Origin of the sequence: Paraburkholderia kururiensis (assembly GCF_034424375.1) — a bacterium.
GTDB classification, from domain to species: domain Bacteria; phylum Pseudomonadota; class Gammaproteobacteria; order Burkholderiales; family Burkholderiaceae; genus Paraburkholderia; species Paraburkholderia kururiensis_A.
On the sequence record NZ_CP139965.1, the window covers coordinates 6510681 to 6536782 of the forward strand.

Annotated in this window: 21 protein-coding genes; 6 read left to right on the plus strand and 15 right to left on the minus strand. The window is 66.1% G+C overall.

Features of this window, described 5'->3' with window-relative positions:
* Positions 1-139: 139 nt before the first annotated feature.
* The 4 genes from U0042_RS29045 to sapR all read right to left on the minus strand — a co-directional run bounded on the left by U0042_RS29045 (position 140) and on the right by sapR (position 4553).
* The gene (locus U0042_RS29045; RefSeq protein ID WP_419150481.1) at positions 140-1225 is read right to left on the minus strand and encodes an ABC transporter permease; all 1086 of its coding nucleotides are present in this window, start codon (positions 1223-1225) and stop codon (positions 140-142) included.
* 47 nt (positions 1226-1272) lie between these two features.
* Entirely contained in the window at positions 1273-2874 is a 1602-nt protein-coding gene (locus tag U0042_RS29050) for an ABC transporter substrate-binding protein (protein WP_114811334.1), read from the minus strand.
* A 99-nt stretch (positions 2875-2973) separates the two neighbouring features.
* The gene (gene ddpX / locus U0042_RS29055) at positions 2974-3540 is read right to left on the minus strand and encodes a D-alanyl-D-alanine dipeptidase (protein ID WP_114811333.1); all 567 of its coding nucleotides are present in this window, start codon (positions 3538-3540) and stop codon (positions 2974-2976) included.
* 20 nt (positions 3541-3560) lie between these two features.
* Positions 3561-4553, minus strand: coding sequence for a sap1 transcriptional regulator SapR (gene sapR, locus U0042_RS29060; RefSeq protein WP_114811332.1), 993 nt, complete (start codon positions 4551-4553; stop codon positions 3561-3563).
* A 187-nt stretch (positions 4554-4740) separates the two neighbouring features.
* Here sapR and U0042_RS29065 point away from each other — a divergent pair, with 187 nt between their 5' ends.
* Together U0042_RS29065 and U0042_RS29070 are read left to right on the plus strand one after the other, a co-directional pair.
* On the plus strand, positions 4741-5343 hold the full coding sequence (locus U0042_RS29065; protein ID WP_114811331.1) for an IMPACT family protein: 603 nt from the start codon (positions 4741-4743) through the stop codon (positions 5341-5343).
* A gap of 96 nt (positions 5344-5439) precedes the next feature.
* Positions 5440-6357: a LysR family transcriptional regulator gene (locus tag U0042_RS29070; protein WP_114811330.1), complete on the plus strand. Its 918-nt coding sequence runs from the start codon at positions 5440-5442 to the stop codon at positions 6355-6357.
* Between the two features lie 23 nt (positions 6358-6380).
* Here U0042_RS29070 and U0042_RS29075 read toward each other — a convergent pair whose 3' ends face one another.
* Entirely contained in the window at positions 6381-7538 is a 1158-nt protein-coding gene (locus U0042_RS29075) for a pyridoxal phosphate-dependent aminotransferase (protein WP_114811329.1), read from the minus strand.
* A gap of 494 nt (positions 7539-8032) precedes the next feature.
* On the opposite strand from U0042_RS29075, the gene U0042_RS29080 reads away from it, so the two are divergent.
* The 3 genes from U0042_RS29080 to U0042_RS29090 all read left to right on the plus strand — a co-directional run bounded on the left by U0042_RS29080 (position 8033) and on the right by U0042_RS29090 (position 11842).
* Positions 8033-9622 (plus strand): inorganic phosphate transporter, encoded by a 1590-nt coding sequence (locus U0042_RS29080; protein WP_114811328.1) that lies wholly within the window; start codon positions 8033-8035, stop codon positions 9620-9622.
* Positions 9623-9984: 362 nt separating this feature from the next.
* Positions 9985-10470, plus strand: coding sequence for a DUF2844 domain-containing protein (locus tag U0042_RS29085; RefSeq protein ID WP_114811327.1), 486 nt, complete (start codon positions 9985-9987; stop codon positions 10468-10470).
* A 16-nt stretch (positions 10471-10486) separates the two neighbouring features.
* Positions 10487-11842 (plus strand): DUF3443 family protein, encoded by a 1356-nt coding sequence (locus U0042_RS29090; protein ID WP_114811326.1) that lies wholly within the window; start codon positions 10487-10489, stop codon positions 11840-11842.
* Positions 11843-12084: 242 nt separating this feature from the next.
* On the opposite strand, the gene ppk2 is transcribed toward U0042_RS29090, so the two are convergent.
* The gene (gene ppk2 / locus U0042_RS29095; protein WP_114811325.1) at positions 12085-13005 is read right to left on the minus strand and encodes a polyphosphate kinase 2; all 921 of its coding nucleotides are present in this window, start codon (positions 13003-13005) and stop codon (positions 12085-12087) included.
* Positions 13006-13239: 234 nt separating this feature from the next.
* Here ppk2 and U0042_RS29100 point away from each other — a divergent pair, with 234 nt between their 5' ends.
* Positions 13240-14286, plus strand: coding sequence for a S1C family serine protease (locus tag U0042_RS29100; RefSeq protein WP_114811324.1), 1047 nt, complete (start codon positions 13240-13242; stop codon positions 14284-14286).
* A gap of 108 nt (positions 14287-14394) precedes the next feature.
* Here U0042_RS29100 and ggt read toward each other — a convergent pair whose 3' ends face one another.
* From ggt to U0042_RS29145, 9 genes are all read right to left on the minus strand, one after another.
* Positions 14395-16122, minus strand: coding sequence for a gamma-glutamyltransferase (gene ggt, locus U0042_RS29105; RefSeq protein WP_114811323.1), 1728 nt, complete (start codon positions 16120-16122; stop codon positions 14395-14397).
* A gap of 170 nt (positions 16123-16292) precedes the next feature.
* Complete coding sequence (locus U0042_RS29110) at positions 16293-17696, minus strand: aspartate aminotransferase family protein (protein ID WP_114811419.1); 1404 nt, start codon at positions 17694-17696, stop codon at positions 16293-16295.
* Positions 17697-17755: 59 nt separating this feature from the next.
* Positions 17756-19270: an NAD-dependent succinate-semialdehyde dehydrogenase gene (locus U0042_RS29115; RefSeq protein WP_114811418.1), complete on the minus strand. Its 1515-nt coding sequence runs from the start codon at positions 19268-19270 to the stop codon at positions 17756-17758.
* A 215-nt stretch (positions 19271-19485) separates the two neighbouring features.
* On the minus strand, positions 19486-19974 hold the full coding sequence (locus U0042_RS29120) for an Lrp/AsnC family transcriptional regulator (RefSeq protein ID WP_114811322.1): 489 nt from the start codon (positions 19972-19974) through the stop codon (positions 19486-19488).
* Positions 19975-20005: 31 nt separating this feature from the next.
* Positions 20006-21058 carry a N(2)-acetyl-L-2,4-diaminobutanoate deacetylase DoeB gene (doeB, locus tag U0042_RS29125; RefSeq protein ID WP_114811321.1) on the minus strand — a complete coding sequence of 351 codons (1053 nt, stop codon included), beginning with the start codon at positions 21056-21058 and terminating at the stop codon, positions 20006-20008.
* Positions 21059-21061: 3 nt separating this feature from the next.
* Positions 21062-22297 carry an ectoine hydrolase DoeA gene (gene doeA, locus U0042_RS29130; protein WP_114811320.1) on the minus strand — a complete coding sequence of 412 codons (1236 nt, stop codon included), beginning with the start codon at positions 22295-22297 and terminating at the stop codon, positions 21062-21064.
* An 86-nt stretch (positions 22298-22383) separates the two neighbouring features.
* Positions 22384-23397: a cyclodeaminase gene (locus U0042_RS29135; protein ID WP_114811319.1), complete on the minus strand. Its 1014-nt coding sequence runs from the start codon at positions 23395-23397 to the stop codon at positions 22384-22386.
* Between the two features lie 32 nt (positions 23398-23429).
* Positions 23430-24407, minus strand: a complete 978-nt coding sequence (eutB, locus tag U0042_RS29140; protein WP_114811318.1) for a hydroxyectoine utilization dehydratase EutB — start codon at positions 24405-24407, stop codon at positions 23430-23432.
* A gap of 106 nt (positions 24408-24513) precedes the next feature.
* Entirely contained in the window at positions 24514-25923 is a 1410-nt protein-coding gene (locus tag U0042_RS29145) for a PLP-dependent aminotransferase family protein (RefSeq protein ID WP_198665320.1), read from the minus strand.
* Positions 25924-26102: the final 179 nt, after the last annotated feature.

Consider the following 26102-nt stretch of genomic DNA (forward strand, 5'->3'; position numbering starts at 1 on the left):
GTCTGTTCCCTCACGGCCGGCTCTGCCTGCACGGGCTCATGAGGCGCATCGTCCTGCGACGCCTGCGCGGCCCCGTCCGGAAGCTTGACGAGGTGGGTCGAATCGGAACGCGGGTGCACGGAAAGGGTTCTCCAGGACATCAACGGGCACGCGGATCGAACACGCGGTAGAGCGCGTCGGTCAGCAAATTCAGTGCGATGAACGTGACGCCGATCACGAGCGTGCTGCCCAGCACGGCGTTCATGTCGGCATTGAGCAGCGCACCGGTCAGATAGGAACCGATGCCCGGCCACGCGAACACGATCTCCGTGAGCACCGATCCTTCCAGCAAGAAGCTGTACGACAGCGCGATGACCGTGAGCAGCGGCACCATGATGTTGCCGAACGCGTGCACCCAGATCACGCGGCGCTCGGGCAATCCCTTCGCTCGCGCGGTGGTGACGTATTCCTGGCTCAACTGATCGAGCATGAACGAGCGCGTCATCCGGCTCAGATACGCGACCGAGTAGTAGCCCAATATCGCGGCCGGCAGCACGATGTGCGAGAGCGCATTGAAGAATACGTCCCATTCGCCCGCGATCAGCGCGTCGATCAGCAGGCTGCCCGTGTGCGTATCCGCCATGCCGTCGAACACGGGGTCGAGCCGCCCCGGGCCCGACACCCAATGCAGCCGCGCATAGAACAGCAGCAGCCCCATGAGCCCGAGCCAGAACACCGGCACGGAGCTGCCGATCAGCCCCACGAACCGCGCCACGTGATCGATCCAGCGGTTGTGCCGCGCCGCCGCGATCACCCCGAGCGGCACGCCCACCAGCACGCCGATCAGCGTCGCGAGCGTGGCCAGTTCGAGCGTGGCGGGGAACACGCGCCTGATGTCGTCGATCACGGGGTTCGCCGTGAGCAGCGAAACGCCGAGGTTGCCGTGCAGCACGTCGCGCGCATAGAGCCAGAACTGCACGGCAAGCGGCTGGTCGAGCCCGAGCTGCGCACGCGCCGCCGCATACGCCGTGGCGGAGGCGCGGTCGCCCACCACCATCAGCACCGGGTCGATAGGTACCTTGCGGCCGATCACGAACGTGACGGCCAGCAGCCCCACGAACGTGACGGCGAGCGTGACGACCCAGCGCAGCACACGCAGCACACGCAGCGTCCAGCGCACGCTCGCGTGGCGCGCCGCGCTTCTGCGCAGGGTTTCGAGCGGCGTAGCCGGCATCGACAGGGACATGTTCGTTTCCTCCAGCGAGAGGCGCCGCCGCGCCTCTCATGCCGTGCTTATTGCTTCTTGACGTGCAGGTACGACACGAGGTCGTTGATGGGTCCCACTTCGAGGCCCGTCACGCCGGGTCGCGTGGCGACCTGCGAGACCTGCTGGAACATGATCACGAACGGCGAGCGCGCGAGCAGTTGCTTCTGCATGGTCTGATACAACTGCGCGCGCTTCGCGGACGACGACTCGGCCAGCGCCTCGTTGGTCTCCTTCGTGAGGTCCGGGATGTCCCACGAATTGCGCCACGCGAGCATCTTGTAGGCCGACTTCTCCGAGTTGTCCGGATTCCACGCGAAGCCCTGCGCATTGCTGTGCGGGTCGATGTAGTCCGCCGACCACTCACCGATGTAGATGTCGTGCTGGCGCGCGCGGTACTTCGCGAGCGTCTGCTTGTTGTCGCCCGGAATGATCTCCACCTTGATGCCGCCCTGCGCGAGATTGGCCTGAATGGCCTGCGCGATTTCGCTATAGGGGTAGCCGTTGCGCACGTCCATCGTCACGTTGAAGCCGTTCGGCAGGCCGGCTTTCGCGAGCAGCGCCTTGGCCTTCGCCACGTCCTGATGGTAGGGGTTCGTGTTCAGCGCGCCGAGGAAGCCTTCGGGCAGGAACGTCTGGTGCACCTTGAAGGTGGTCTTCGCGATGTTGGTCTGAATGCCGTTGTAGTCGATCAGCCACTTCATCGCCTCCTGCACTTCGGGCTTCGCGAGGTTCGCATTCTTCACGTTCAGGCCGAGGTACAGCAGCGTGGCCTGCGGCACCGCCGTGATGTGCGCCTTGCCCGATTTTTCGAGTGCGGCGAGGTCGTCGGGGCTCAGGTTGCGGGCCACGTCGGCGTCGCCGTTTTCGAGCAGCAGCCGCTGGCTCGCCGCTTCGGGCACGTGACGCAAGACGATGCGCTTCATGGCGAGCGGCAGACGATAGCCGTCGAAGCGCTGCAGAACAATGCTTTCATTCGCGGTCCACTTCACGAGCCGATACGCGCCGGAGCCCGCCTCGTTCGTGCGCAGCCATTCGTTGCCGAAGTCGTTGTTCTTCTGGTGCGTGAGCAGTAGTTGCTTGTCCACCACCGATGCCGGCCACGCGCCCAGCACGTTGAGCACGAAGGTCGGCGCGTACTTCTGGTCGGTGGTGATGCTGACGGTCGTGTCGTCGATCTTCTTCACGCGTTGCAGCACGTTGTCCTTCGTGAGGCCAATGCCCTGCAGCACCGCAGCCGCGCCCTTGTCGAGCAGCACCGTGCGCTGAATGGACCAGGCCACGTCGTCGGCCGTGAGCGGGTTGCCCGAATGGAACTTGAGGCCGCTCTTGATCTTGAACGTGAAGGTGAGTCCGTCGGGACTCACGGTCCACGACTGCGCCACGTCGCCGTTGAATTTCGAGGGGTCTTTGAGATCCACCCGCACGAGCCGGTCGTAGGTGTTCGCAATGTATTCCTCCGGCACGAGTTCGTAGACTTCGCCCGGATCGAGCGTGGAGAACTCGTCGAGCATCGTGGCCATCACGAGCATGTCTTTCGGCGTGGCGGCCAGCGCCGGCGCGCCGAACCCGAAGCCCAAAGCTGCCGCCATGCTGGCCGCGGCCAGCCCATTGCGCAAAACGCGATTCATGTTCGTTCCCCTAAGAAATCGTGCAGTCGTCGTGAAAAGAGGTGTATCGGCAAAACCCGCAACCCGCCATGCGCCGCGTCAGGGCGCTCGAGCAGGCTGCTACATCAACCGCAAAGGCCCGCTTTCTTCGTTATCGATCAATGGCAGCGCCATCGCCCCGGGCAGTTCGTAGTGCCACCATTCGCTCTTGATGTGCGTGAAGCCGGCGGCGTGCATCACGCCGATCAGTTGCAGCCGGTTGCGCTGCACGTGCTCGGGCAAGCCGGGGTGAAAATGCTCCGATTCGATGGTCATCGCGTCGAAGCCCGTGCCCATTTCGAGCACGTTGCCTTCGGCGTCGAGCAGCGTGAGGTCGAGCGCCGCGCCGCGGCTGTGGTGCGAGCCGCGCTTCACGTCCGCCACATAGGTAGGGTCCGGCAGGAAGTCCCACAGCACCTGCTGCGCCTGCGGCGGGCGGTAGGCGTCGAAGATGCGCAGCGTGTAGCCGCTCGCGCGCGCGATCTCCACGGCGCGGCGCAGTGCGGCCTCCGCGGGTTCGAGCAGCAGGCAGTGGGCCGCCTTGTAGATGGGCTTGCCCGTCAGGTTGCGGTCGGTCGCATAGACGATGTCGAGATCCACGCCGTGGCTTTCGGGCGTGATGGGAACGAGGCGGTACGGGTGCGTCATCAATAGGGCCATGAATGGGGTCACGAAGAGGCGGACGTGGTGCGATGCGATTGACGGGACGCCGGCACGTCGAACTGTTCGAGCTCGCGCTGCAACTCGCGGTTGCGGGCCACGCGCGCGTCGATGGCGGGGCCGAGCCGTTCGACCACCGACGTGATGAGCAGATTGAACAGACACGTGAGCGGCGCGAGCGAGTCCCAGAACTGTCCGACGTCGGTCTTCACCTGTAGCAGGTCGCAGGCGAAGTCGCGTGCCCAGGGGCAGTAGAGGTCGGTGACGAGCGCGAACGGCAAGCCGCGGCGCGCGGCGGCTTCGCAGTAGCGGCGCGCGATGCGCGAATACGCGCGCGTGTCGGTGACGATGAGGTACGGCTCGGCGTACTCGGCGTTGAGCGAGTCCACGTACGAGCCCGACATGCCGTCCGAGTAGAACACGCGCGGCCGGATGTATTCGAGGTAGCTGTGGAACGCGTTGCTGATGCCGCGCGTGGACTGGATGCCGAGTATGTAGACCGCCTCGGCATGCGCAATGCGCTTCGAGACGTTGGCGAACGCCTCGCTCTGCGCGAGCGTGTAGACGTGGCGGATGGCGTCCAGTTCGAGTTCGAGCGCGTTCGGCGCGCCGGGGTAGGCGAGGCGCGAAGCGGCCTGGGTAGACGGTACTTCGGTGCCGTTCGCTGCGGTCTCTGCCGTGGCCGCATCGCCCTCGCCCGCGCCGTTCTGGCCCGCGGCGGCGGCACGGCGACGGTACTCGTCGAGCCGGTCGGTGATCATCCACGGCCGTTCGAGCGCACCGCGCAGTTCGCGCTTGAGGTCGTCCAGGTTGCGGTAGCCCACGCTGCGCAGGAAGCGCCCCACGGAGATGCCGCTCGTGCCGGTGCGCTGCGCGATTTCGTCGGCGGTTTCGAGCCCGAGGCGGTCGAGGTTCGCCAGCATATAACTCGCAATGCGCTTGGCGGTGGGCGTGAGCCCGGCAAAACTGGCCTCGACGGTCTGGACGAAGGTGGGTCGCATCGCGCGGTGGGGTGAGCGGGTTGGTAGCGGGTTGATGAGCGGCTTGGTTAGTTATCTGTCATTCGACAACGGAATGACACGTATCTAACAAAGCCAATAAACCCAGCGCCAGCTTAAAAATTCAATCGGCATAGATGGGCCGATAGTCCGCCACGGTAAAATCGCCGGGTTTCCGGCAAACCGCTACATGACCTACACGCTCGCCCATACCGTCACCGCGGAACTCGAGATCCGCAAAAGCCGCTTCCTCGCCTGTGCCGTGCCCGTTGCCGACCGCGACGCCGCGACGGAGGTGTTGCGCGGCCTGCGCCAGGAACATCCCACGGCCACGCACGTGTGCTGGGCGCTGCTCGCGGGCGGGCAGTCCGGCATGTCGGACGACGGCGAGCCCTCCGGCACCGCGGGGCGGCCCATTCTCGAAGTGCTGCGCCATCACGACCTGGACGGCGTGCTCGCGGCCGTGGTGCGCTACTACGGCGGCGTGAAGCTGGGCGCGGGCGGCCTCGTGCGCGCCTACACCGACGCCATCGCCACGGCCCTGCAGGACGCGCCGCGCGTGGAGCGCATCGCTCAGGCGTCGCTCACCGTGGAGATCGGCTATGCCGACGAAACACGCGTGCGGCGCTGGATGGAACAGGAAGGCTTCACGCTCGCGGACAGCCGCTACGCGATGGGCGTGCAGTTCACCATCGGCATGCCGGCCACGAGGGTGGAGCGCGCGCGCGACGCGCTGCGGGATATGACGCAGGGCCGCGCGGTATTCGTGGAATCAGAAGATTCAGCGGACTAGCCGACGCAGCGGGCGCATGGGCGCATCAGGCGCATTGAGCGCGCGACGCGCCGACGCCATGCCCACTCAGGTACAACAACGAACGAGGATCACGACATGATGGACCGCTTTCTGGCGATGAAGGTTTTCGCGCGCGTGGTCGAATCCGGCAGCTTCACCAAGGCAGCCGAAACGCTGCAACTCACGGCGCCGCAGGCGTCGCGCATCATCCAGGCGCTCGAAGCGCATCTGGGCGCCCGGCTCCTGAACCGCACCACGCGCAGCGTGAGCGTGACCGAAGACGGCGAGCGCTACTACCAGCGCTCGCTGCGCGTACTCGCGGAAGTGGACGAGATGGAGTCCGAACTGACGCATGCGCGCCTGAGCCCGAAGGGCAAGATCAAGGTCAACATGCCCGCGCTGATCGCCAAGACTTCGATCATCCCGGCGTTGCCGGAATTCTTTGCGACGTATCCCGACATCGAAATCGAAATGGGTCTGTCGGACCGGCAGGTGGATATCGTCGAGGAAGGCGTGGACTGCGTGATCCGCACGGGCGAGCTGGACGACTCGGGGCTCGTGGCGCGGCGCATCGGCAACATGGGGCGCGTGACGTGTGCGGCGCCCACCTACCTCGACAAATACGGCGAGCCGACCTCGCCCGATGACCTGAGCGAGCACATCGGCGTCAACTACGTGTCGAGCAACACGGGGCGCGTGCGCAGCTGGGACTTCCAGGTGAACGGCAAGACCGAGCTCTTCGACATGAAGAGCATGATCGCCGTGAACGAGGTGGGCGCCTACGTGGCCTGCGGGCTGCAAGGGCTCGGCATCGTGAAGGGCACGCGCTTCATTCTGGAGCCCTACCTTGCAAGCGGCGCGCTGCGCGAGATCCTGAAGGACTATCCCTCCATTCCGCGCCCCATCTCGATTCTCTATTCGCCCAACCGGCAGTTGCCGCACCGCATCCGCGTGTTCGTCGACTGGGTGGCGGCCGTGTTCGCACGCGAACCGCTGCTGCAATGCGAACGGTGAATGAAGCGACGAAGCGTGCGACGCTACACGCCCCACGCGCGCCGCACGCGCTCGCGAATGTCCGCTAGCCGCGCCACGGGCTCGTTCGAAAACACGAAACGCAGATAGCGGCCCGCGTCCGGACCCCAGCCCGACATCGCGGTAGCCGCAACCTCGCCCTTCTCGAGCAGCAGCCGCGACGCTTCGTGCGGCGCGAGCCCCAACTGCTCCGTGTCGATCAGCAGCGACCAGCCGCCGTGCGGCGACACCACAGGCAGGCCACGCAACGCCTCGAGCAGACAGTCGCGGCGCGCCTGCCACTGCGCGACCGCCGCTGCAACCCCGTCGTCGGCGCAGGTGAGCGCGGCCGTCGCCCCCGGCATGCCGATGCCCACCTGACACACCACGTTGGAGAGGCTCGTGAGCCGTACGTCGGCCATGACGGATTCGGGGCCCACGATCCAGCCCACGCGCCAGCCGATCATGCGGTACTCCTTCGATACCGAGCCCACCGTGATGGTCCGTTCGCGCATGCCGGGCAGCGCCGCGGGATGAATGACGGCGCGACCGTCGAACAGGATGCGTTCCATCGCGGCGTCGTAGAGCAGCCATGCGTTCGCGCGACGGCAGTGGTCGGCAATTGCGTTCCACTCCCCGGCATTCGCCACGAACCCGCCCGGCATGGAAGGCGACATCATGAGGAAAGCCCGCGTGCGCGGCCCGACCGTTGCCGCAAGGCTATCGAGATCGAGCCGCCAGCCTTCCGCGCCGGGCACGAGCCGCGCGAATACGGGCACGCCGGCCGCCAGCCGCACGCGGTTGATGAGGCCCGCGTAGGTCGGATCGGTGAGCACCACTTCATCGCCGGGTTCGAGGATGGAGAGCAGCACGTTGAAGATGCCCGCCAGCCCACCGGCAGAGACGATGCATTCGCCGGCGGGGTCGTAGACGGCTCCGGTCGTGCGCTGCATGCGCGCGACCACGGCCTCGCGCAGCGCCGTCTGACCCGTGAACGGCAGGTAGCTGTTGGCGTCGTCGTCGTCGATGGCGGCGTGCGTCGCGCGGAGCGCTGCCGCGGGCGGGCGCAGGTCCGTGTCGAGATTTTCGAGCCGCAGGATGTTGCGGTTGTGCCGGGCGTCCGCGGCATCGCCCATTCGGTCCACGCCAATGCCGGGAATCGTCTTCAGACGGGAAACGGTCATGCCTTCCTCCCTCGGTTGATGCCCGCGCCGCGCCTCGCGGCGCAGCACGAAGTAACACGAAGCGGCGCGAGCGGCACCAAGAGCGGTCGTCTGCCAATGTCCGCGCAGCCGAAGACCGCTCGAAACTGCGCGCGCCCCGGCGCCCCAATAGCGGCCCATTCACACAAAACCGTCATCAAGCCGACATTTGCCTTCGCCACGATGAACGGGGACCCGCTTGTCAGTCTGCTTTCGGGTTCGCTTTCAGTGCGTTTTTCGGGACCGCTCCTTTGGGTCGCTCCTTTGGGTCGCTCCTTTGGGCCGCTTCTTTGGTCCACTTTCGAGCCCCGTTTTCGAGCTTGCTTGCGCTCGTGGCGAGCCCGCCTGGGGCGCGTCTTCGAGCCCGCCTGGCTTCTTTGGCCCGCTTTCAGGCCCGATCCCGAACGGCCCTGCCCCGGCCGCATCCCGCCAGGGCCGCCCTCGATCTCGACACACCAATGAGGAGAGACAAGGCAATGCCGGACCTTTCGTATCCCCAGCAGGCTTCCGCCGGCGCCGCGCGCGGCCGCAACGCAAGCCTTGCCGCATTTCTCGCCGTGCTGCTGATCGGCGCCGTCTACGTCGCAACGCATTTGATCGGCGATCTGGCGCCCGTGCGCGAAGGCTCTATCCTGCCCTGGCTGCTGCTGGGCGTGGCGCTCGCCATCGCGCTCGGCTTCGAGTTCGTGAACGGCTTTCACGATACCGCGAACGCCGTGGCCACCGTCATCTATACCCATTCGCTCACGCCGAATGTCGCCGTGATCTGGTCGGGCACATGGAATTTTCTGGGCGTGCTCACGTCCACGGGCGCGGTCGCGTTCGGCATCCTGCAACTGCTGCCTGTGGAGCTGATCCTGCAGGTGGGCAGCAGCGCGGGCTTCGCGATGGTGTTCGCGCTCCTGATCGCGGCCATCATCTGGAACCTGGGCACGTGGTACTTCGGGCTGCCGTCGTCGAGTTCGCATACGCTGATCGGCTCCATCATCGGCGTGGGGCTCATGAACCAGCTGATGCACGGCGCCTCGCGCACGAGCGGCGTGGACTGGACCCAGGCACTGGGCGTCGGCAAGTCGCTGCTGTTTTCGCCGCTGGTGGGCTTCCTGCTCTCCGCGCTGTTGCTGCTCGTGCTCAAGGCGCTCGTGCGCGTGCCGGCGCTCTATGCCGAACCCAAGGGCAACGAAGCGCCGCCGTTCTGGATTCGCGCGCTGCTCGTGCTGACGTGCACGGGCGTCTCATTCGCGCACGGCTCCAACGACGGCCAGAAGGGCATGGGGCTCATCATGCTGATCCTGATCGGCACGGTGCCCACGGCCTACGCGCTCAATCGCGCGGTCACGCCGGCCGAGACGCAGACCTTCATCGCCGTGGCCCACGAGGCCGCCGCCGCGTTCGGCAAGTACGCAAACGGCGTAGCGGCACCCGCGAATCCGCGCGCCGAAGCCGAACGCTACATCGCGAGCCGCGAACTGTCGCCGGCCACGGTGCCGGCCATTCAGGCGCTCTCGCTGCGCATCGCGGACCAGGTGGGCGCGTCGCCTTCCATGGCCGCCGTGCCGCAAAGCGAAGTGGGCAACGTGCGCAACGACATGTACGTGGTGTCCGAAGCCATCCGGCTCATGGAAAAGGCCAAGCAGCCGGTCTTCGCGGCTGCGGATGCCGGCGCCATCGACAACTTCCGCAAGCAGGTGGACCACGCCACCAAGTTCATCCCGACATGGGTGAAGGTGGCGGTGGCGATTGCGCTCGGACTCGGCACGATGGTGGGCTGGAAACGCATCGTCGTGACGGTGGGCGAGCGCATCGGCAAGCAGCATCTGACCTACGGGCAAGGCGCCTCCGCGGAACTGGTCGCCATGGCGACGATCGGCGCGGCCGACGTGTACGGGCTGCCCGTCTCCACGACGCACGTGCTTTCGTCGGGCGTGGCAGGCACGATGGCCGCCAACGGCTCGGGCCTGCAATGGGGCACGGTGCGCAGCCTCGTGCTGGCCTGGGTGCTGACGCTGCCCGCTTCCATCGCGCTGGCGGGCGGCCTCTACTGGGTGTTCCGCCACGTGTTCTGACGTAGTCCGCCTGGCCGACACAGCGAACGCCGCGTCGCGGTGCCCCGCCTTCCGGGGGCATCGCAACGCGGCGTTCGCTGTGTCGCCCCATTTTCCCCACTTCAGTTTTCTGCGCTCCGCCCTATTCTTTGAAGGTGCCGCCCACCTCGGGCTTGCGCACGCCGCTCCATTTCGCCACATCTGCAAAAAACGGCGCCGCTGCCTGCGCCCGCCAGGCGAGGCCCAGCAAGGCCGACACGGTTTACGCGAAGTAACCGCCCTTAAGAAATCCCAACGGCTGCCGTCATTGCGGACTAGATGATCCATCGGTCATCTGGTGTGGCAGCAAGCACCCATAACCATAAAACGTTGGATATTCGCAAATGAGAAGCTTCGATACGAGGGCCTGGTCGCCCATTGCCGTCGCGCTCGCCGCGGCGGCAATCGTTTGCACCTCGCCGGCCTACGCCGCGCTGGGCGCCGCACCGACCTGGCAGGCCGCCGGCACCAGCAACACGCAGATGACGCAGCGCATCAACGCGGCCGCCGTGCTGTTCCGCGTCAACGAAACCACGCTGCCGAGCGGCACGGTGGTTCGCGAATACGTCGGAACGAACGGCACCGTGTTCGCCATTGCGTGGCAAGGTCCGCAGATGGCGCCGCTGAACACGCTGCTCGGCACCTACTTCCCTGCCTACGTGCAGGGGCTCGCTACTGCGCATACGGCACAGCACAACGGATACGGGCCCGCTACCGTCCAGCAGTCGAACCTCGTGGTTCAGACGGGCGGACACATGGGTGCCTTCACGGGCCGCGCATGGCTGCCGCTTGCGGTACCGGCCGGCTTCAACACTGACGATATCCAGTAAGAGCGAGATGAAACCCATGTCCAGCAAATTCGCATGGTTCGGCGCGATCGCCGGCTTCTGTCTCGTCCTCGCCGCTTGCGGCGGCGGAGGAGGCGGTGGCTCCAGCACGACCGCTACGAACAGTTCCGGCACGACGTCGGGCAGCACCACGACTTCGGGCAGCACGAGCAGCTCCACGAGCAGTTCCAGCACCAGCAATTCGACCAGTTCCACGAACACCACGCCGTGGGCCGACGCCACGGCTACGCCGACCGCCGTCAACGGCACCAACGCGGTGGCGATCAGCGTGTCGAACCAGCCGTTCGGGCTCGTGAATGCGCCGATGGTGAGCGTGACGGTGTGCCAGGCGGGCAGCGGCGCCACAGGCTCCACCTGCTCGACGATTCCGAACGTCCTGCTCGATACAGGCTCGTACGGATTGCGACTGTTCGCATCAGTCGTGCCGTCGAACACTCTGACTGCATTGGGAGCGCCGAGCGTTGCCGAATGTGGCCTCTTCGTCAGCGGCTACACGTGGGGTGGCGTGCACAACGCCGACATCCAGCTCGGCACCAAGGTGGCCGCGAGCGTGCCGGTGCAGATCATCGGCGACTCCGCGATCACGGCATCGGCTCCGAGCGAATGCCAGATCGGCACGGCCATGACCACGCCTAATGCGGCCTTTGCCAACGGCATTCTCGGCGTCGGCAACAGTCAATACGACTGCGGCACCGGGTGTGTGAGCGGCGCGCAGAGCGGCGCGTACTACACGTGCTCGGGCTCCCCGTCCACCTGCACGGCTACCACGCAGCCGCTCGCCTCGCAGGTGCAGAACCCGGTCGCCCTCTTCCCGACCGACAACAACGGCGTGATCGTGGAAATGGCACAGGTGGCGGATCTGGGCGCGACAACCGCCTCAGGCACGCTCGTGTTCGGCATCGACACCGCAAGCAACAACACGCTGTCCGGCACCGGCGCCACGCTGCTCAAGACCAACAACGCGGGCAACTTCACGGCCACCTACAAGACGCAGACCTTCACCGACAACGCGTTCTTCGATTCAGGCTCCAACGGCCTGTTCTTTCCGGATTCGTCGATTGCGCGCAACGGTTCGTGGTACGCGCCCAGCACGACGCTGCCGCTCACGGCCTCGCTCACCAATTCGAGCGCGAATGCCTCGGCGACCACCACGGCGCTGAACTTCAACGTAGCCAACGAAGCGACCCTCGCCGCCACCCACAACTACGCGTTCAACGACATCGCGGGCGCCGCAGCCGGCATGATGGACTTCGGCCTGCCGTTCTTCTACGGACGGCACGTGTATGTGGGCATCGCCGGCAAGTCGTCGGCGGGCGGCGGCACGGGGCCTTACGTCGCGTACGTATCGCAGTAAGGCCGGCAGTAATGCCCGCCGGCAGCGATGCCGGGCCGTAACACCGCCGCAGCGACGCTGCTGATCGTGGCGGCGGTCTGAAGAAAGACACCGTGACGGTCGGCAGCCACGCCGCCCCGGCGGAACCGGCAACAAAAAACGCGCGGCGCAGGCACGGGTAGAAACCCGTGTCCGCGCCGCGCGTTTCGTTTTCCGGCTCTGAAACCGCCGCGGTTACAGTTAGCGTTCCCGCAGCGCCCTCCTCAATACACCTCCGGCACCATCATCTCCGCGGGCACGGGCTGGCGGATGTAGTCCGGATGATGCACGCGCGCCGGCAGCGCCACGGCCGGATGCTCGATCTCGTGGTACGGCACCTGGCTCAACAGATGGTGGATGCAGTTGAGCCGCGCGCGCTTCTTGTCCACGGCGTGCACCACCCACCACGGCGCTTCGGGAATGTGCGAGCGCTGCAGCATCACTTCCTTCGCCTGCGTGTAGGCTTCCCAGCGGCGCCGGCTTTCCAGGTCCATCGGGCTCAGCTTCCACTGCTTGAGCGGGTCGTCGATGCGGCTCTGGAAGCGGATTTCCTGTTCGTCGTCGGTGATCGAGAACCAGTACTTGACGATCTGGATGCCGCTGCGCACCAGCATCTTCTCGAACTCGGGCACGGAGCGGAAGAACTCCTCGTACTCGTCGTCGGTGCAGAAGTTCATCACGCGCTCCACGCCCGCGCGGTTGTACCAGCTGCGGTCGAACAGCACCATCTCGCCGCCCGCCGGCAGATGCGGCACGTAGCGCTGGAAATACCACTGCGTGCGCTCGCGGCTGTTCGGCGCCGGCAGCGCCGCGACGCGGCACACGCGCGGATTGAGCCGCTGCGTGATGCGCTTGATCGCGCCGCCTTTGCCCGCCGCGTCCCGCCCCTCGAAGATCACGACGAGACGGTGGCCCGTGTGCACGATCCAGTCCTGCAGCTTCACGAGTTCGCCCTGCAGCCGGAACAGCTCCTTGAAATAGAGCCGGCGCGTGCTGCGGGCCTCGTCGGTGAACGCAGCGTCGCCGTCGAGGATGCGGTCGTCCACCTCCATCTCCAGCTCTTCGTCGTACGCGTCGATCAGTTCTTCCTCGAGCCGCCGTTGCCGCTCAAGCGACATATCGGGCTTGCGGTCTTCGTCGTTCATCGGCTTCCTCCTCGCTACGAAAATGGGTCGCATGCTGCTTGCGCGGATTGCACACGTGGCGCGGCACAAAATGGCGCGCCCCATTATCTGATGCCACGGTGTCAACCGTATTACCCCGCGCATGACTCGCTGTCCAGCAGGGCGGCCGCGCGAAACGCGGCACCGCTTGCCCTCGCCCTTGAAAAACAGGGCAATGACCCCGCATCTGCGGCCCTCTTCATCCGGAGCCCCAACATGGGAAGCCGTCCCCGTTTCATCGACGATCTTTCGCGCGGTGCGCCTGAGCCGGGCGCATCTCAGCCGGCCACGCCGGGTCCATTAAGCGACGACGCCCTGCTCGACGCCTACTCGCGCACCGTGATCGGCGCGCTCGCGCGCGTGCAGCAGGCCGTGGCCTTCATTGCCGTGGAGCGCAGCCTGCCCGGCGAGGCCGGCCGCGCGCCGCGCGTGCGCGGCGGCACCGGTTCGGGATTCCTGTTCACGCCCGACGGCTATCTGCTCACCAACAGCCACGTCGTGCACGGCGCCACGCGCATCAGCGTGACGCTCGCCGACGGTTCGAAGTACGACGCCGATCTGGTGGGCGACGACCCCGACAGCGACCTCGCCGTGCTGCGCATCGGCTGCGCGGAGCCGCTGCCGCACGTGGAACTGGGCCATTCCTCGTCGCTGCGCGTGGGGCAGATCGCCATCGCGGTGGGCAATCCGCTCGGCCTCGCGCAGACCGTCACGACCGGCGTCGTTTCGGCACTGGGCCGCTCGCTGCGCTCCACCACGGGCCGCATGATCTACGACGTGATCCAGACCGACGCCGCCCTCAACCCCGGCAACTCGGGCGGGCCGCTGATCAATTCGGCGGGCCAGGTGATCGGCGTGAACACGGCCATCATTCAGGGCGCGCAGGCCATCAGCTTCGCCACCGCCATCGACACGGCGAAGTGGGTGATCATGCAGATCTTCGCGCACGGCCGCGTGCGGCGCGCTTATATCGGCGTGGCGGGCACCGTGTCGCCGGTGTCGCGGCGCGCACAGCGCTACTTCGGGCTCGATCAGACGGCGGGCGTGCGCGTGCTGGAAGTGGTGAAAGGCAGTCCGGCCGCCCAGGGCGGCCTGCGCGTGGACGACACGATCGTCGCCATCGACACGCTGCCCGTGGACAGCGTGGACGCGTTGCAACGCTCGCTCGACGCATCGCGTATCGACCGCGCGGTGAAGATCGCCGTACTGCGCGGCACGCAGCGGGTGGAACTGGACGTGACGCCTGTGGAGCAGAAGGGGTAAATCAAGGCCTGCGCAAGCGGCACGTTCGCCGCGACACGGCAAACAAAAAAGCATCGCGCAGTTCCCCGCGCGATGCTTCATGACGCCAATGCCCTGCCGGGCGATCCGTTACTGAACCACCCGCGTCACCCCGCGCCCGCGCGGGTCCGCCGCGGGCAGCGGCGTGTCGCCGTCGATCTTGATGGCCTGAATGTCGCCGCTGAAGTTCTGCCCCTTCAACACGTAGCCCTTCGCCTCGATCGCCTTCGCAAGCTCGCCGTCGACAGGCTGATACGGCTCCCAGAAGATGGTGTTCGGCGGCAGCAGCTGGTGATGGAAGCGCATGGCGGCCACCGCGTCTTTCAGCGGCATGTGGAAGTCGTAGATGTTGTTGACCACCTGGAAGATCGACGTGAAGATGCGCGAGCCGCCAGGCGTGCCGATCACGAGCGACACCTTGCCGTCCTTCGTGAGGATGGTCGGCGTCATCGAAGAAAGCGGCCGCTTTTTCGGCTCGATCGCGTTCGCGTCGCTGCCCACCACGCCGAACATGTTCGGCACGCCGGGTTTGGCCGAGAAGTCGTCCATCTCGTCGTTGAGCACGATGCCCGTGCCGTCCGCCACCACGCCCGAGCCGAAATAGCCGTTGATCGTGTAGGTGTTCGACACCGCATTGCCCCACTTGTCCACCACTGAGAAGTGCGTGGTCTCCGCCTTCTCCGGCATCAAGGTGCCGAGTCCCGGCTGCACGCTCTTCGTATCGGAAGGCGTGTTCTCGTTCACCTCGGCCGCACGCTTCGCGATGTAGGCGTCGTCGGTCAGCTGTGCGATGGGCACCTTGTAGAAGTCCGGGTCGCCGAGGTACTGCGCGCGGTCGGCGAACACGCGCTTTTCGATCTCCGCGATCAGATGCACGTACTGCGCCGAGTTGAGCGAAACGTCCTTGAAATACGGTGCGAGATCGGCCTTCATCTTCAGCAGTTGCACGAGGCCGATGCCGCCCGAGCTGGGCGGCGGCGCCGTGATGATGCGATAGCCGTTCCAGTTCGCTTCGATCGGCTGACGCCACACGGCCTTGTATTGCTGCAGGTCCTGCTTCGTGATGAGACCGTGGCCGCGCATGGACGCGGCGATCAGATCGGCAGTCTTGCCGTTGTAGAAGTCTTTTGCGCCGTCGTTGGCAATGCGCGTCAACACGGACGCAAGCTGCGGCTGCTTGAAGTTCACGCCCTCGTTCATGCCGCCGAAGTACTGATCGAAATTCGTCTTGCCCGCGAATTCCTTCGACGCCGCGTCGCGACGCTGCGCGAGCTGGTCGCTCACTTCGAAGCCGTCGCGCGCGTAGTGGATGGCCGGCGCGAGCACCTGCTTCCACTTCAGCTTGCCGAAGCGCCGCTGCGCTTCCCACATGCCGGCTACGGTGCCGGGCACGCCCACGGCGTCGTAGCCATAGAGGCTCTTGCCGGCAATCACGTTGCCCTGGTCGTCCAGATACATGTTGCGCGTGGCGGCCAGCGGCGCGCGCTCGCGATAGTCGATGAAGTAAGGCTTGCCGTTCACGTAGAGCGTCATGAATCCGCCACCGCCGATGTTGCCGGCTTCGGGATACGTGACCGCGAGCGTGAACGCGATGGCGACGGCGGCATCCACTGCATTGCCGCCTTCCTTGAAGACCTGTTCGGCGGCGTCGGCCGCATATTTGTCGGCAACGGCGACGGCCGAGCCGGTGAGGATGGCGGGCTGCTGCGGTACTTTCGCAACGGCCGGCGTACTCTCGATAAAGCTCGCGGATACCGACGCGAGCGAGACGAACGCGAATGCACTGGCAGCGAGTTTGCTTCTTTCGATTAACTTCATTGGACGTCCCCCATGGCAGCACTGCATGGCACGTGAGTGCGCAGTGAGTTGAGTGCGCAGCGAAAACTCTGCCTTGGGCTTATATCACGCCAATGATTCGTTTGCGAGCACGAGCGGGCGCAAACGCCGCGCCCGCGCTTGCTCTGCTGCTTCTGTTCTTCGATTTACTTCTATGCCGCCGTCGGCGCCTTCTGCGCGAGCACCTGCTCCGCCACGTCGTCCACTGCGGCTTTCGCAAGTTGCACGATCTCGTCAACGTCCGCACGCGATGCGATGAGCGGCGGCGCGAAGCCGAGAATGTCGCCGTTCGGCATGGCGCGCGCGATCAGCCCGCGTTGCAGCGCAGCAGCCGACACGCGCGGCCCGACCTTCAGCGCGGCATCGAACGGAATGCGCGCGTCCTTGTCGGCCATGAATTCGAGCGCGGCCAGCATGCCCTCGCCGCGCACCTCGCCCACGAGCGGATGCGAGTCGAACGCGGCATGCAATTGCTGTTGCAGGTATGCCCCCGTTTCGGCCGCATGGCGCGTGATCGACTCGCGTTCCAAGATATCGAGATTCGCGAGCGCCGCAGCCGCGCAGATCGGGTGACCCGAATAGGTCCAGCCATGCCCCATGGCGCCAATTTCCTGGGATGCCTGATCAATCACGTCCCACACGCGTTCGCTCACGATCACGCCCGAGAGCGGCGCATACGCACTCGTCAGGCCCTTGGCCACCGTGATGAGATCGGGCTCGATGCCGTAGTGCTGCGCGCCCATCTTCGACCCGAGCCGCCCGAAGCCGCACACCACTTCGTCGCAGATCAAGAGGATGTCGTGCTTCCTGAGCACCTGCTGGATAGCGGCCCAGTAGCCCTTCGGCGGCGGCAGGATGCCGCCCGTGCCCATCACCGGTTCGCCGATGAACGCGGCAATGGTGTCCGCGCCTTCGCGCGCAATGAGTTTTTCGAGTTCATCCACGCAGTACGCGACGAACTGCGCTTCGTTCATGCCGGCCGGCGCCTGGCGATACCAGTGCGGACACACCGTGTGCTTCACGCGCTCGACGGGCAGGTCGAAGCACTGATGAAAGCCCGGCAGACCCGTGAGGCTGCCGGTCACGATGCCCGAGCCGTGATAGCCGCGCTGGCGCGAGATGATCTTCTTCTTTTGCGGGCGGCCCTTCACGTTGTTGTAGTACCAGACGATCTTGATCTGCGTTTCGTTCGCGTCCGAACCCGACATGCCGTAGTACACCTTCTTCATGCCGGCCGGCGCCCAGTCGATGATGCGCGACGACAGTTCGATGATGGTGTCCGTCGAATGGCCGACGTAGGTGTGGTAGTACGCGAGCTTCTTCGCCTGCTCGTAGATGGCCTCGGCCACTTCGGTGCGGCCGTAGCCGATGTTCACGCAATAAAGACCCGCGAAGCCGTCGATGAACGACTTGCCCGTGTGGTCCTCGATGCGAATGCCCTTCGCGCCCGTGACGATGCGGCCCGGCAGCGCGCCTCTCGCATGGTCGTGAGCGTGCGTGGAGGGGTGCATGAAGTGGGCACGGTCGGCCGTGAGCAGGGAATCGAATGAGGTCATGTGCTTCTCCGTGATGATGTCGTGATCGGTTGAATGGAGGGGCGGGCTCGTTCGCTGCGTCATGCCGCAGCCGCACTTGAACCCGCATGCCGCATCGACGCGGCGTTCGCGTGAGGCAAGCCGAGTTGGCCCAGGCAGTAGTAGCGGGTCTCGACGAACGGTTCGAAGCCTTCCATGCCGCCTTCGCGGCCAAGGCCCGAGGCCTTCATGCCGCCGAACGGAATGGGCGCGCCCGTGAACTTCACGCCGTTCACGGAGACCATCGCGAATTCGAGGCGGCGAATGGTCTGCCAGACGGTGTTGAGGTTCGTCGACATCAGATAGGCGGCGAGGCCGTATTCGGTGTCGTTGGCGAGCGCAATGGCTTCGTCGAGCGTGTCGAACGACGACACCGCGGAAATGGGCGCGAAGTTTTCCTCGTCGTAGACGCGCATGCCGGGGCGCGCGTCGGCAATCACGGTGGGCGCGAAGAACCAGCCGCCCAACGCGTGCGGCTCGCCGCCGGCGGTGATGCGTGCGCCTTTCGCGCGCGCGTCGGCCACGCGTTCGCGCGTGGTATCGAAGGCGGCCTGGTGCATGAGCGGGCCCACGTCCACGCAGTCTTCGAAGGCCGCGCCCACTTTCAACGCGCGCACTGCGTCGCTATAGCGGGCAACGAACGCTTCGTAGAGCGGCTTCGCCACGAGGATGCGATTCGCCGCGCAGCAGTCCTGTCCCGACGTCTGGAACTTCGCGCCCACGGCCACGCGCACGCTCTGTTCGAGATCCGCATCTTCAGCGACGATGAAGGGCGCGTTGCCGCCCAGTTCCAGTGCCGTTTTCTTGATGTCCGCACTCGCTGCCGCCTGCATGACGAGCGCGCCCACGCGCGTAGACCCGGTGAAGCTCACCGAGCGCACACGGGCATCGCGCACGAGCGTTTCCATGGCCGTTTGCGGCTCGCCCAGCACCACGTTGAAGACGCCTGCGGGAAAGCCCGCTTCTTCGGCCAGTTGCGCGAGCGCGAGCGCCGAGAACGGTGTTTCGTGCGCGGGCTTCACGACGACCGTGCAGCCCGCGGCAATGGCGGCGGCGGCCTTGCGCGTGATCATCGCGGACGGGAAGTTCCACGGCGTCATGAGCGCGGCCACACCCACCGGCTCCATCATCGTGCCGAGCTGCGCGCCGTCGATGTGCGATGGAATCGTGCGGCCACCCAGGCGTTTCGCTTCGTGTGCGAACCATTCGATGAAGCTCGCGCCATAGGTGATCTCGCCGCGCGCTTCCGCGAGCGGCTTGCCCTGCTCCAGCGAAAGCATGCTGGCGAGATCGTTGCGATGGCGCAGCACGAGTTCGTGCCAGCGCAGCAGCAGCGCACTGCGTTGCGCGACCGGCACCCAGCGCCACGCTTCGAACGCGCGCTGCGCCGCCGACACGGCTTCCTCGATCTGCGCGGCGCTCAACATCGGCACATGACCGACCACGCTTTGATCCGCAGGGTTCTGCACCGCGACGGTGGAGGCCGTGTCGCTGTGCACCCAGCGTCCATCGACATAGCACAGCGACTTGAATAGAACAGGATGGCCCAGCAGCATGACTTCCTCCATGATTGGCCGGCAGAGCGGCGACGACATTGGCCAGAACCTGCCTCTGTCGCGTTGTTTCGATGCCTTCCACTGTAGGGCCGGCACGCCCTCTGCTCTTTCTGTGTTGCGGGTCGCCGCTGTGCGTTTTTTCTGTTTCGGGCCTGAATTTCAGGGGTTTTTCTGGTGGTCGCCTTTGCGTGCTTGCCTTTGCGTGCTTGCAGTCGTCAGCCCGCATCGCCCGAATCGGCCACCCAGTCCGGCACCGTGTCCGCCGCCTGCTTCACCACCTTCGTCACGATGTAGGTGAAGTAGCGTTCGATGCCGAGTTCGTCGGTCAGCAGCGAATCGATGAAACGCTGGTACTGGTCGATGTCGCGCGAAACCACGTGCATCACGTAGTCCACGCCGCCGCCCGTAGCGTGGCACTGCACGACTTCGGGCGCGCGGGCCACGCGTTCTTCGAAGCGGCGCATGTCGTACGCGGTGTGGCGCGCGAGCGTGACTTCGACGACGATGCGCGTGCCCTTGAACGCGGCGACCCAGTCGATGTCCGCGCGGTAGCCGCGAATCAGCCCGCTTTCTTCGAGGCGCCGCACGCGTTCCCATGCCGGCGAGATCGACAGATTGACCTCTTCGGCAAGGCGCGATTTCGTGATGCGTCCATCGCGTGCCAGCGTGCGCAGAATCGCGAGGTCGTAGCGGTCGAGTTTCATGGGCGCTTCGCGTGCGTGCGGTGTGCGGTGCTCAGGCCGACACCGGAATGCCGCGCTCCACGACGTCGGCCACGACCGCGAGGGTGTCACCCACGCGCACGAGCCCCGGAAAATGGCGTGCCGCCAGGAGCCCGCTGCGCGCCGCGCGATATTCGAACGGCCGCGCGCCGGAACGCTTCGTGTCGTACACGCGCGCCAGCAACTCGCCGTGTTCCACCATCTCGCCCAGGTCCTTGCACGGCTCGATCAGGCCGTCGTGCTCGCTCGTCGTATAGCAGCTGCCGTCGGGCATATCGAGCAGTGTCGTGGTGCGCGATGCCGCGCCCCACGCGCGGCTTGCCGCGTCGAAGAGTTCGCCCGCCGGCGGCGCGAGCACGCCGGCATGCTGAAGAAAGCCGCGCACGCCGCGCATCGCCACGGCCACGCTCGCCGCCGTCGCCGTGCCGCCGCCGCCCAGTTCCGTGGAAACGAACACTTTGCCCGCCTCTTCCGCCGCCGTGTCGAAGAGCCCCACGCTGTCGAGTTCGAGCATGCGCATGGAGTACGGCGCGCCGAACGCACGCATCGCGGCCTCGCAGCGCGCCTGCTGCTTCGCGTCGTGCAGCACGTGGATGGCGGCGAACGGCACGAAGTCGAGCGTGCGTCCGCCCGCGTGCAGGTCCAGCACGTAATCGGCAAGCGGCAGCAGATAGCGCTGGAAGTAATCCGCGATCTTTTCCGTGACGGTGCCGCCGGGCCGGCCAGGAAAGCTGCGATTCAGGTTGCCGCGGTCGATGGGCGACGTGCGGCTGCCCGCCAGAAACGCCGGGTAGTTCATGAACGGCACGATGACGACGCGGCCCGCCACGTCGTCCGCCTTCAGCGTGGAGGCGAGCCGCGAGAGCACGATAGGCCCTTCGTACTCGTCGCCGTGGTTGCCGCCCGTCAGCAGCACCGTGGGCCCGTGACCGCGCTGCACGACGGTGATGGGGATCATCACCGCGCCCCATGCGGAGCCGTCGTGCGAGTGCGGCAGCTTCAGGAAACCGTGCTGAACCCCTTGCCCGTCGAAGTCGACCGTCGGCGTAATCGGCGATGCGCGCATGCCCTACTCCTTCACGAACAGTTTGCGCGGCGTGTTGCAGAAGGTCTCGACGCCGGTCCCGGTAATCAGGATGCTTTCCGTAATTTCGAGACCCCAGTCGTCGAGCCACAGGCCCGGCATGAAGTGGAACGTCATGCCCGGTTGCAGCACCGTGCGGTCGCCGGGCCGCAGGCTCATGGTGCGCTCGCCCCAGTCGGGCGGATAGCTGGCGCCGATGGGGTAGCCGCAGCGGCTGTTCTTTTCGATACCCGATTTGCGCAGCACGGCGAAGAACGCGTTCGCAATGTCCTCGCAGGTGTTGCCGGGTTTCGCGGCGGCAAGACCCGCTTCGATGCCTTCCACCACGGCGCGTTCGGCGTCGATGAAATGCTTCGGCGGTTTGCCGAGATAAACCGTGCGCGACTGCGGACAGTGATAGCGGCGAAAGCACCCCGCGATTTCGAAGAACGTGCCCGCGCCACGCGCGAACGGCGTGTCGTCCCAGGTGAGGTGCGGGGCAGCCGCGTCGGCGCCCGTGGGCAGCAACGGTACGATGGCGGGATAGTCGCCGCCGTAGCCCTCCACGCCCGTGATGCCCGCGGCGTAAATGTCCGCGACGAGGTCGTTCTTGCGCATGCCGGGCTCGATGCGCTCCACGATGCGCGCGTGCATCTTTTCGACGATGCGCGCCGCAATGCGCATGTACTCGATCTCGCGCGGCGACTTCACGGCGCGCTGCCAGTTCACGAGCGCGGTCGCGTCATGCCACTGCGCGTGCGGCAGATTGCGCTTAAGCGCTTCCCATGCAGCGGCGCTGAAGTAGTAGTTGTCCAGTTCTACGCCGATGCGACGCTGGCCCCAGCCGCGCGCTTCGATCACTTCGCGCGAGAGGTAATCCATGGGATGCCGCTCGGTGGACTGCACGTAATGATCGGGATACCCAACGATCTGGTCATGCGCCATGAACACGGTGCGGCGCGCGCCGTTGGCGTCCTGGCCGCGGCCGAACCAGACGGGTTCGCCTTCCATGGCGAGCAGCACGCACTGGTGCACGTAGAACGACCAGCCGTCGTAGCCCGTGAGCCACGCCATGTTGGTGGGGTCCGTCACGATCAGCAGATCGATGTTGGCTTGCTGCATGGCACGCCGCGTGCGGGCGATGCGCGCGGCGTACTCCTCGCGCTCGAACGGCAGGCGCACGGCCGGTGCGGCCTGTACCGCGCCGCCCGTCGTGGTCGTCGTGGGCGGTTGGTGTTGCATAGCTTCTGGCATGGTGACCCTTCCTTGTCCCTTGGTCTGTTGCCCTTCGTGTGTTCTCTGCGCTCTGTCTTGCCGCGAGCGGTCTCTTACTTGCTCGCGGGTTTCGGCACATCGTTGCGAAACGTCGTGCCCGCGCCCGCCGCGCGTGCGCGGGCCAGCGCGAGCGCGGCAATCGCCGTGTCCTGTGCGCCCGTGCCGGTGAGGTCGCAGATCGTGATGTCGTCGAAGTGCGTGCGTCCTGGCTCGCGGCCCGCAATCACTTCGCCTAGCTCGGCAAAGCGTGCGTCCGCAGCCACAACGCGGGCTTCGATGGCGTGATGCAATTCGCCCAGCCCGCGCACCTGCTGTAACCGGTCGCACACGTAACGTGCGGCTGCGAGTGCTGCGGGCGCGATCTCGTTCTTGTGTTCGGCGTCGGATCCCATCGCCGTGATGTGAAGACCCGGATGCAGGTCACGCGCCTGCACGAGCGGTGTCTCGCTCGGCGTGGTGGTGATGGCGATGTCGGCTTCGCGCAGCGCGTCGTGCACGTCTTGCGCAACGCGGGCTTCGACCGCGAGCCGCTCGCCCATCTCGCGGGCAAACTGCGCGGCGCGTTCGCGGTCGCGCGCCCAAACGGAGACACGCTCGACGCGCCGCACGTGCGCGAGCGCACGCAGCTGAAGCCGCGCCTGCTCGCCCGCGCCGATCACGGCCACGTGGCGCGCGTTTTCGCGCGCCAGCCAGCGCGCCGCCACCGCGCCCGCAGCCGCGGTGCGCACGGCGGTGAGATACCCGTTGTCGAGCAGCACGGCTTCGGTCAGACCCATGCGCGCGGAAAGCACGAGCATGAGTCCGTTGAGGCTGGGCAGCCCGAGTTGCGGATTGTTGAAGAAGCCTGGGCTCACCTTGATCGCGAAGCTCTCGAAGCGCGGCAGATACGCGGTCTTCACATCCACCTCGCCGCGATACTCGGGCAGATCGAGCCGCAGAATAGGGGGCATCGCCACCGCTTCGGTCGCAAGCGCGACGAACGCGGACTCCACCTGATCGATGGCGGCCAGATCGAGCGGCACGAGTTCGCGCAGTTCGCTTTCGCCCAGCAACGTGATGGATGACATATCGAGTGTCCTGTTCAGAGTGGCGCGCGGCCTTACGCGCAGCCTGCCGTCACACGGCGATGCAGGTCCATGTCGATGTTCGACCCGCCCACCACGAGCACCACGGGACCGCGCCGCAACTGCGCGGCGTCGAGCGCGCCATCGAGCAACGCCGCCATGCCCACTGCGCCGGCCCCTTCCACCACGAGCCTTTCCTCGCGGTACGCATGAGCGATGCCGCGTGCAATAGACGCCTCGTCGAGCAGCAACGCCTCGTCGATCCATTCGCGCGTGAGGAGGAACGTGTAGCGGTTGTCGAGACCGATTCCGCCGCCCAGCGAATCCGCAAGCGACTCGACTTCTTCGACGGCCACGGGTTGCCCCGCCGCGAGGCTCGCGTGCATCGCGGCGCCGTGCGCCATCGTGACGCCTGTCATGCGAATGGCGGGGTTCGCGGCTTTCGCCATCAGCGCGACGCCGGCAAAGAGCCCGCCGCCCGAAAGCGGCACGACGATGTTCGCGACGTCGGGCACGTCCTCGACGATTTCGAGCCCGATGGTGCCCTGCCCGGCAATGACGTGCGGATCGTCGAACGGCGGCACGAACACGAAGCCCTCTTCGTGCGCGAGCCGCCTGGCTTCCTGCTGCGCGTCGTCCTGACTCGTGCCGGTAATGCACACCTGCGCGCCCAGTTGCCGCACGGCTTGCACCTTGTTGGCCGGCACGAGCGACGACATGCATACGGTGGCCTGCATGCCGAGCGCCTGCGCCGCGTAGGCGACGGCGCGTCCGTGATTGCCCGTGGAGGCCGTGACCACACGCGTGCAGCCCTGCTCCGCAAGCACCGCGAGCGCATGGGTCGCGCCGCGCACCTTGAAACTGCCCGTGGGTTGAACCGTTTCGAGTTTCAGCAGCACGCGCGTGCCAGCGAGGGCCGACAGCGAAGGCGACTCGACGAGCGGCGTGCGCCGCACGCGCGCCGCGATTCTCTGGCGCGCGCGGTAGACATCGGCAGGACAAACGACAGACATGGGGCAGGCCGCAGTGAGGGGTTCGGCGCCGCGCCGGGCGGCGCTGCGTTCTTCAATGCGGCCCAGTCTAATGTTCTAAAAATTGTTTTCGATTGTCCTGGTACATTTACGCGAAGTCGTGCACCTGCGGGTATTGCTCGAAAACTTCGCGCATCGTTTCGAGCGCCGCGCGGAACGTGTCTTCGCCCACTTCCGCGCCCACGCACAGGCGCACCGCATCGGGCCGCTCGCCGCCACGCACGAGAAACGGGTCCGGCGACGTGACGGCGATGTTGCGGTTGCGCAGTTCGCGCACGAGGCGATCGGTCTGCCAGTGCGAGGGCACGCGCAGCCACACCGAAAGTGCGTGCGGATGCGAGCCCAGCACATAGCTGCCCAGAATCTGCTGCACGAGTGCCTGGCGACGCGAGAGACATTCGCGCTGCACTTCGAGCAGGCGCGCCGCGGTGCCGTCGACGAGCCAGCGCGTGGCGACCTCGGCCATGGGCGGCGTCGCCATCCAGCTGTTCACGCGCAGCACGCTTTCGGCACGCAGCGCGAGGCGGCGCGGCGTCGTGAGATACCCGATGCGCAAGCCGGTCAGCACCGACTTCGTGAGGCTCGTGCAGTAAAACGACAGCTCGGGAATCAGGCTCGAAATGGGCGGCACGGGCTTGGGCAGCAGCGGACCGTACACGTCGTCTTCGATCACGTAGACGCCGTAGCGCTGCGCAATGCGCGCAATCGCGCGGCGGCGCGACTCCGGCATCAGCGAAACCGTGGGGTTGTTCAAGGTGGGCGTGCAGACGAGCGCCGAAATGCGCTCGCTATCGCACATCTCTTCGAAGTGCTCGGGGTGAATGCCGTACTCGTCTATTTCGAGGCCCTTCAGCGTAAACCCCAGCACGCTTGCGCTGCCGATCACGCCGTGGTCCGTGAGACTCTCGCAGAGCACGGTGTCGCCCGGCCCCACCAGCGACGCCAGCGCGAGAAAGATGCCGTGCGCGGCGCCGTTCGTGACGAGCAGCGTGTCCGCCGCGGCCGGCATGCCGAGCGTGGCGAGCCACGCCGCCGCGGCCTGGCGATGATGCTCGAAGCCGGCGATGGGCCGGAACGCGCGAATCCACGGCTGATCGTCGAGGCCCGCCAGCGTCGCGCAGACCTTGCGCCACATCGCGTCGTGCTCGGCGGTGTGGATGATGCGTGCAATCGAGAAGTCCACCACGGAGCGCTCGGCCGTATCGAGCATGTAATTCGACATGGTCTCCGTGACGCGCCCCGAGACGAAACTGCCGCGCCCCACTTCGCAGCGGATCAGGCCCTGGCGCTCCAGTTCCTTGTAGGCGTTGGTCACCGTCTGCACGCTGATTTCCAGCTCCGCCGCCACGTCGCGCTGCGGCGGCAGGCGCTCGCCCGCGCGCAGCACGGTGCTTTCGATGTCGCCCGCAATGGCCTTCACCAGCCGCTTGTATTTCGATTCGGCGCCGTGCGCCGCGCGCACCGCTTCGCGCCACTGCTCTCTCACCGTCTTCTCCATGGCTCGTATCTGCGTCGGGTCTTTCCCGGGTCTTTCGATAGTGCGGCCAAAACCCACGGGAAAATTATTGTCCTAGAGCAATCAGAAACAAAAATATGGCTTTGTATGCTGGGCTCCAATGGCGGTGTACCACGACACCACATGGGGTTTTCACGGACGCCCCGCCTGACTTCGCGGCG

Excerpts from the sequence above, each read along its gene's own strand:
- U0042_RS29045 (WP_419150481.1), bottom strand. The coding sequence starts at position 1,225 with ATGTCCCTGTCGATGCCGGCTACGCCGCTCGAAACCCTGCGCAGAAGC.
- U0042_RS29050 (WP_114811334.1), bottom strand. The coding sequence starts at position 2,874 with ATGAATCGCGTTTTGCGCAATGGGCTGGCCGCGGCCAGCATGGCGGCA.
- ddpX (WP_114811333.1), bottom strand. The coding sequence starts at position 3,540 with ATGACGCACCCGTACCGCCTCGTTCCCATCACGCCCGAAAGCCACGGC.
- sapR (WP_114811332.1), bottom strand. The coding sequence starts at position 4,553 with ATGCGACCCACCTTCGTCCAGACCGTCGAGGCCAGTTTTGCCGGGCTC.
- U0042_RS29065 (WP_114811331.1), top strand. The coding sequence starts at position 4,741 with ATGACCTACACGCTCGCCCATACCGTCACCGCGGAACTCGAGATCCGC.
- U0042_RS29070 (WP_114811330.1), top strand. The coding sequence starts at position 5,440 with ATGATGGACCGCTTTCTGGCGATGAAGGTTTTCGCGCGCGTGGTCGAA.
- U0042_RS29075 (WP_114811329.1), bottom strand. The coding sequence starts at position 7,538 with ATGACCGTTTCCCGTCTGAAGACGATTCCCGGCATTGGCGTGGACCGA.
- U0042_RS29080 (WP_114811328.1), top strand. The coding sequence starts at position 8,033 with ATGCCGGACCTTTCGTATCCCCAGCAGGCTTCCGCCGGCGCCGCGCGC.
- U0042_RS29085 (WP_114811327.1), top strand. The coding sequence starts at position 9,985 with ATGAGAAGCTTCGATACGAGGGCCTGGTCGCCCATTGCCGTCGCGCTC.
- U0042_RS29090 (WP_114811326.1), top strand. The coding sequence starts at position 10,487 with ATGTCCAGCAAATTCGCATGGTTCGGCGCGATCGCCGGCTTCTGTCTC.
- ppk2 (WP_114811325.1), bottom strand. The coding sequence starts at position 13,005 with ATGAACGACGAAGACCGCAAGCCCGATATGTCGCTTGAGCGGCAACGG.
- U0042_RS29100 (WP_114811324.1), top strand. The coding sequence starts at position 13,240 with ATGGGAAGCCGTCCCCGTTTCATCGACGATCTTTCGCGCGGTGCGCCT.
- ggt (WP_114811323.1), bottom strand. The coding sequence starts at position 16,122 with ATGAAGTTAATCGAAAGAAGCAAACTCGCTGCCAGTGCATTCGCGTTC.
- U0042_RS29110 (WP_114811419.1), bottom strand. The coding sequence starts at position 17,696 with ATGACCTCATTCGATTCCCTGCTCACGGCCGACCGTGCCCACTTCATG.
- U0042_RS29115 (WP_114811418.1), bottom strand. The coding sequence starts at position 19,270 with ATGCTGCTGGGCCATCCTGTTCTATTCAAGTCGCTGTGCTATGTCGAT.
- U0042_RS29120 (WP_114811322.1), bottom strand. The coding sequence starts at position 19,974 with ATGAAACTCGACCGCTACGACCTCGCGATTCTGCGCACGCTGGCACGC.
- doeB (WP_114811321.1), bottom strand. The coding sequence starts at position 21,058 with ATGCGCGCATCGCCGATTACGCCGACGGTCGACTTCGACGGGCAAGGG.
- doeA (WP_114811320.1), bottom strand. The coding sequence starts at position 22,297 with ATGCAACACCAACCGCCCACGACGACCACGACGGGCGGCGCGGTACAG.
- U0042_RS29135 (WP_114811319.1), bottom strand. The coding sequence starts at position 23,397 with ATGTCATCCATCACGTTGCTGGGCGAAAGCGAACTGCGCGAACTCGTG.
- eutB (WP_114811318.1), bottom strand. The coding sequence starts at position 24,407 with ATGTCTGTCGTTTGTCCTGCCGATGTCTACCGCGCGCGCCAGAGAATC.
- U0042_RS29145 (WP_198665320.1), bottom strand. The coding sequence starts at position 25,923 with ATGGAGAAGACGGTGAGAGAGCAGTGGCGCGAAGCGGTGCGCGCGGCG.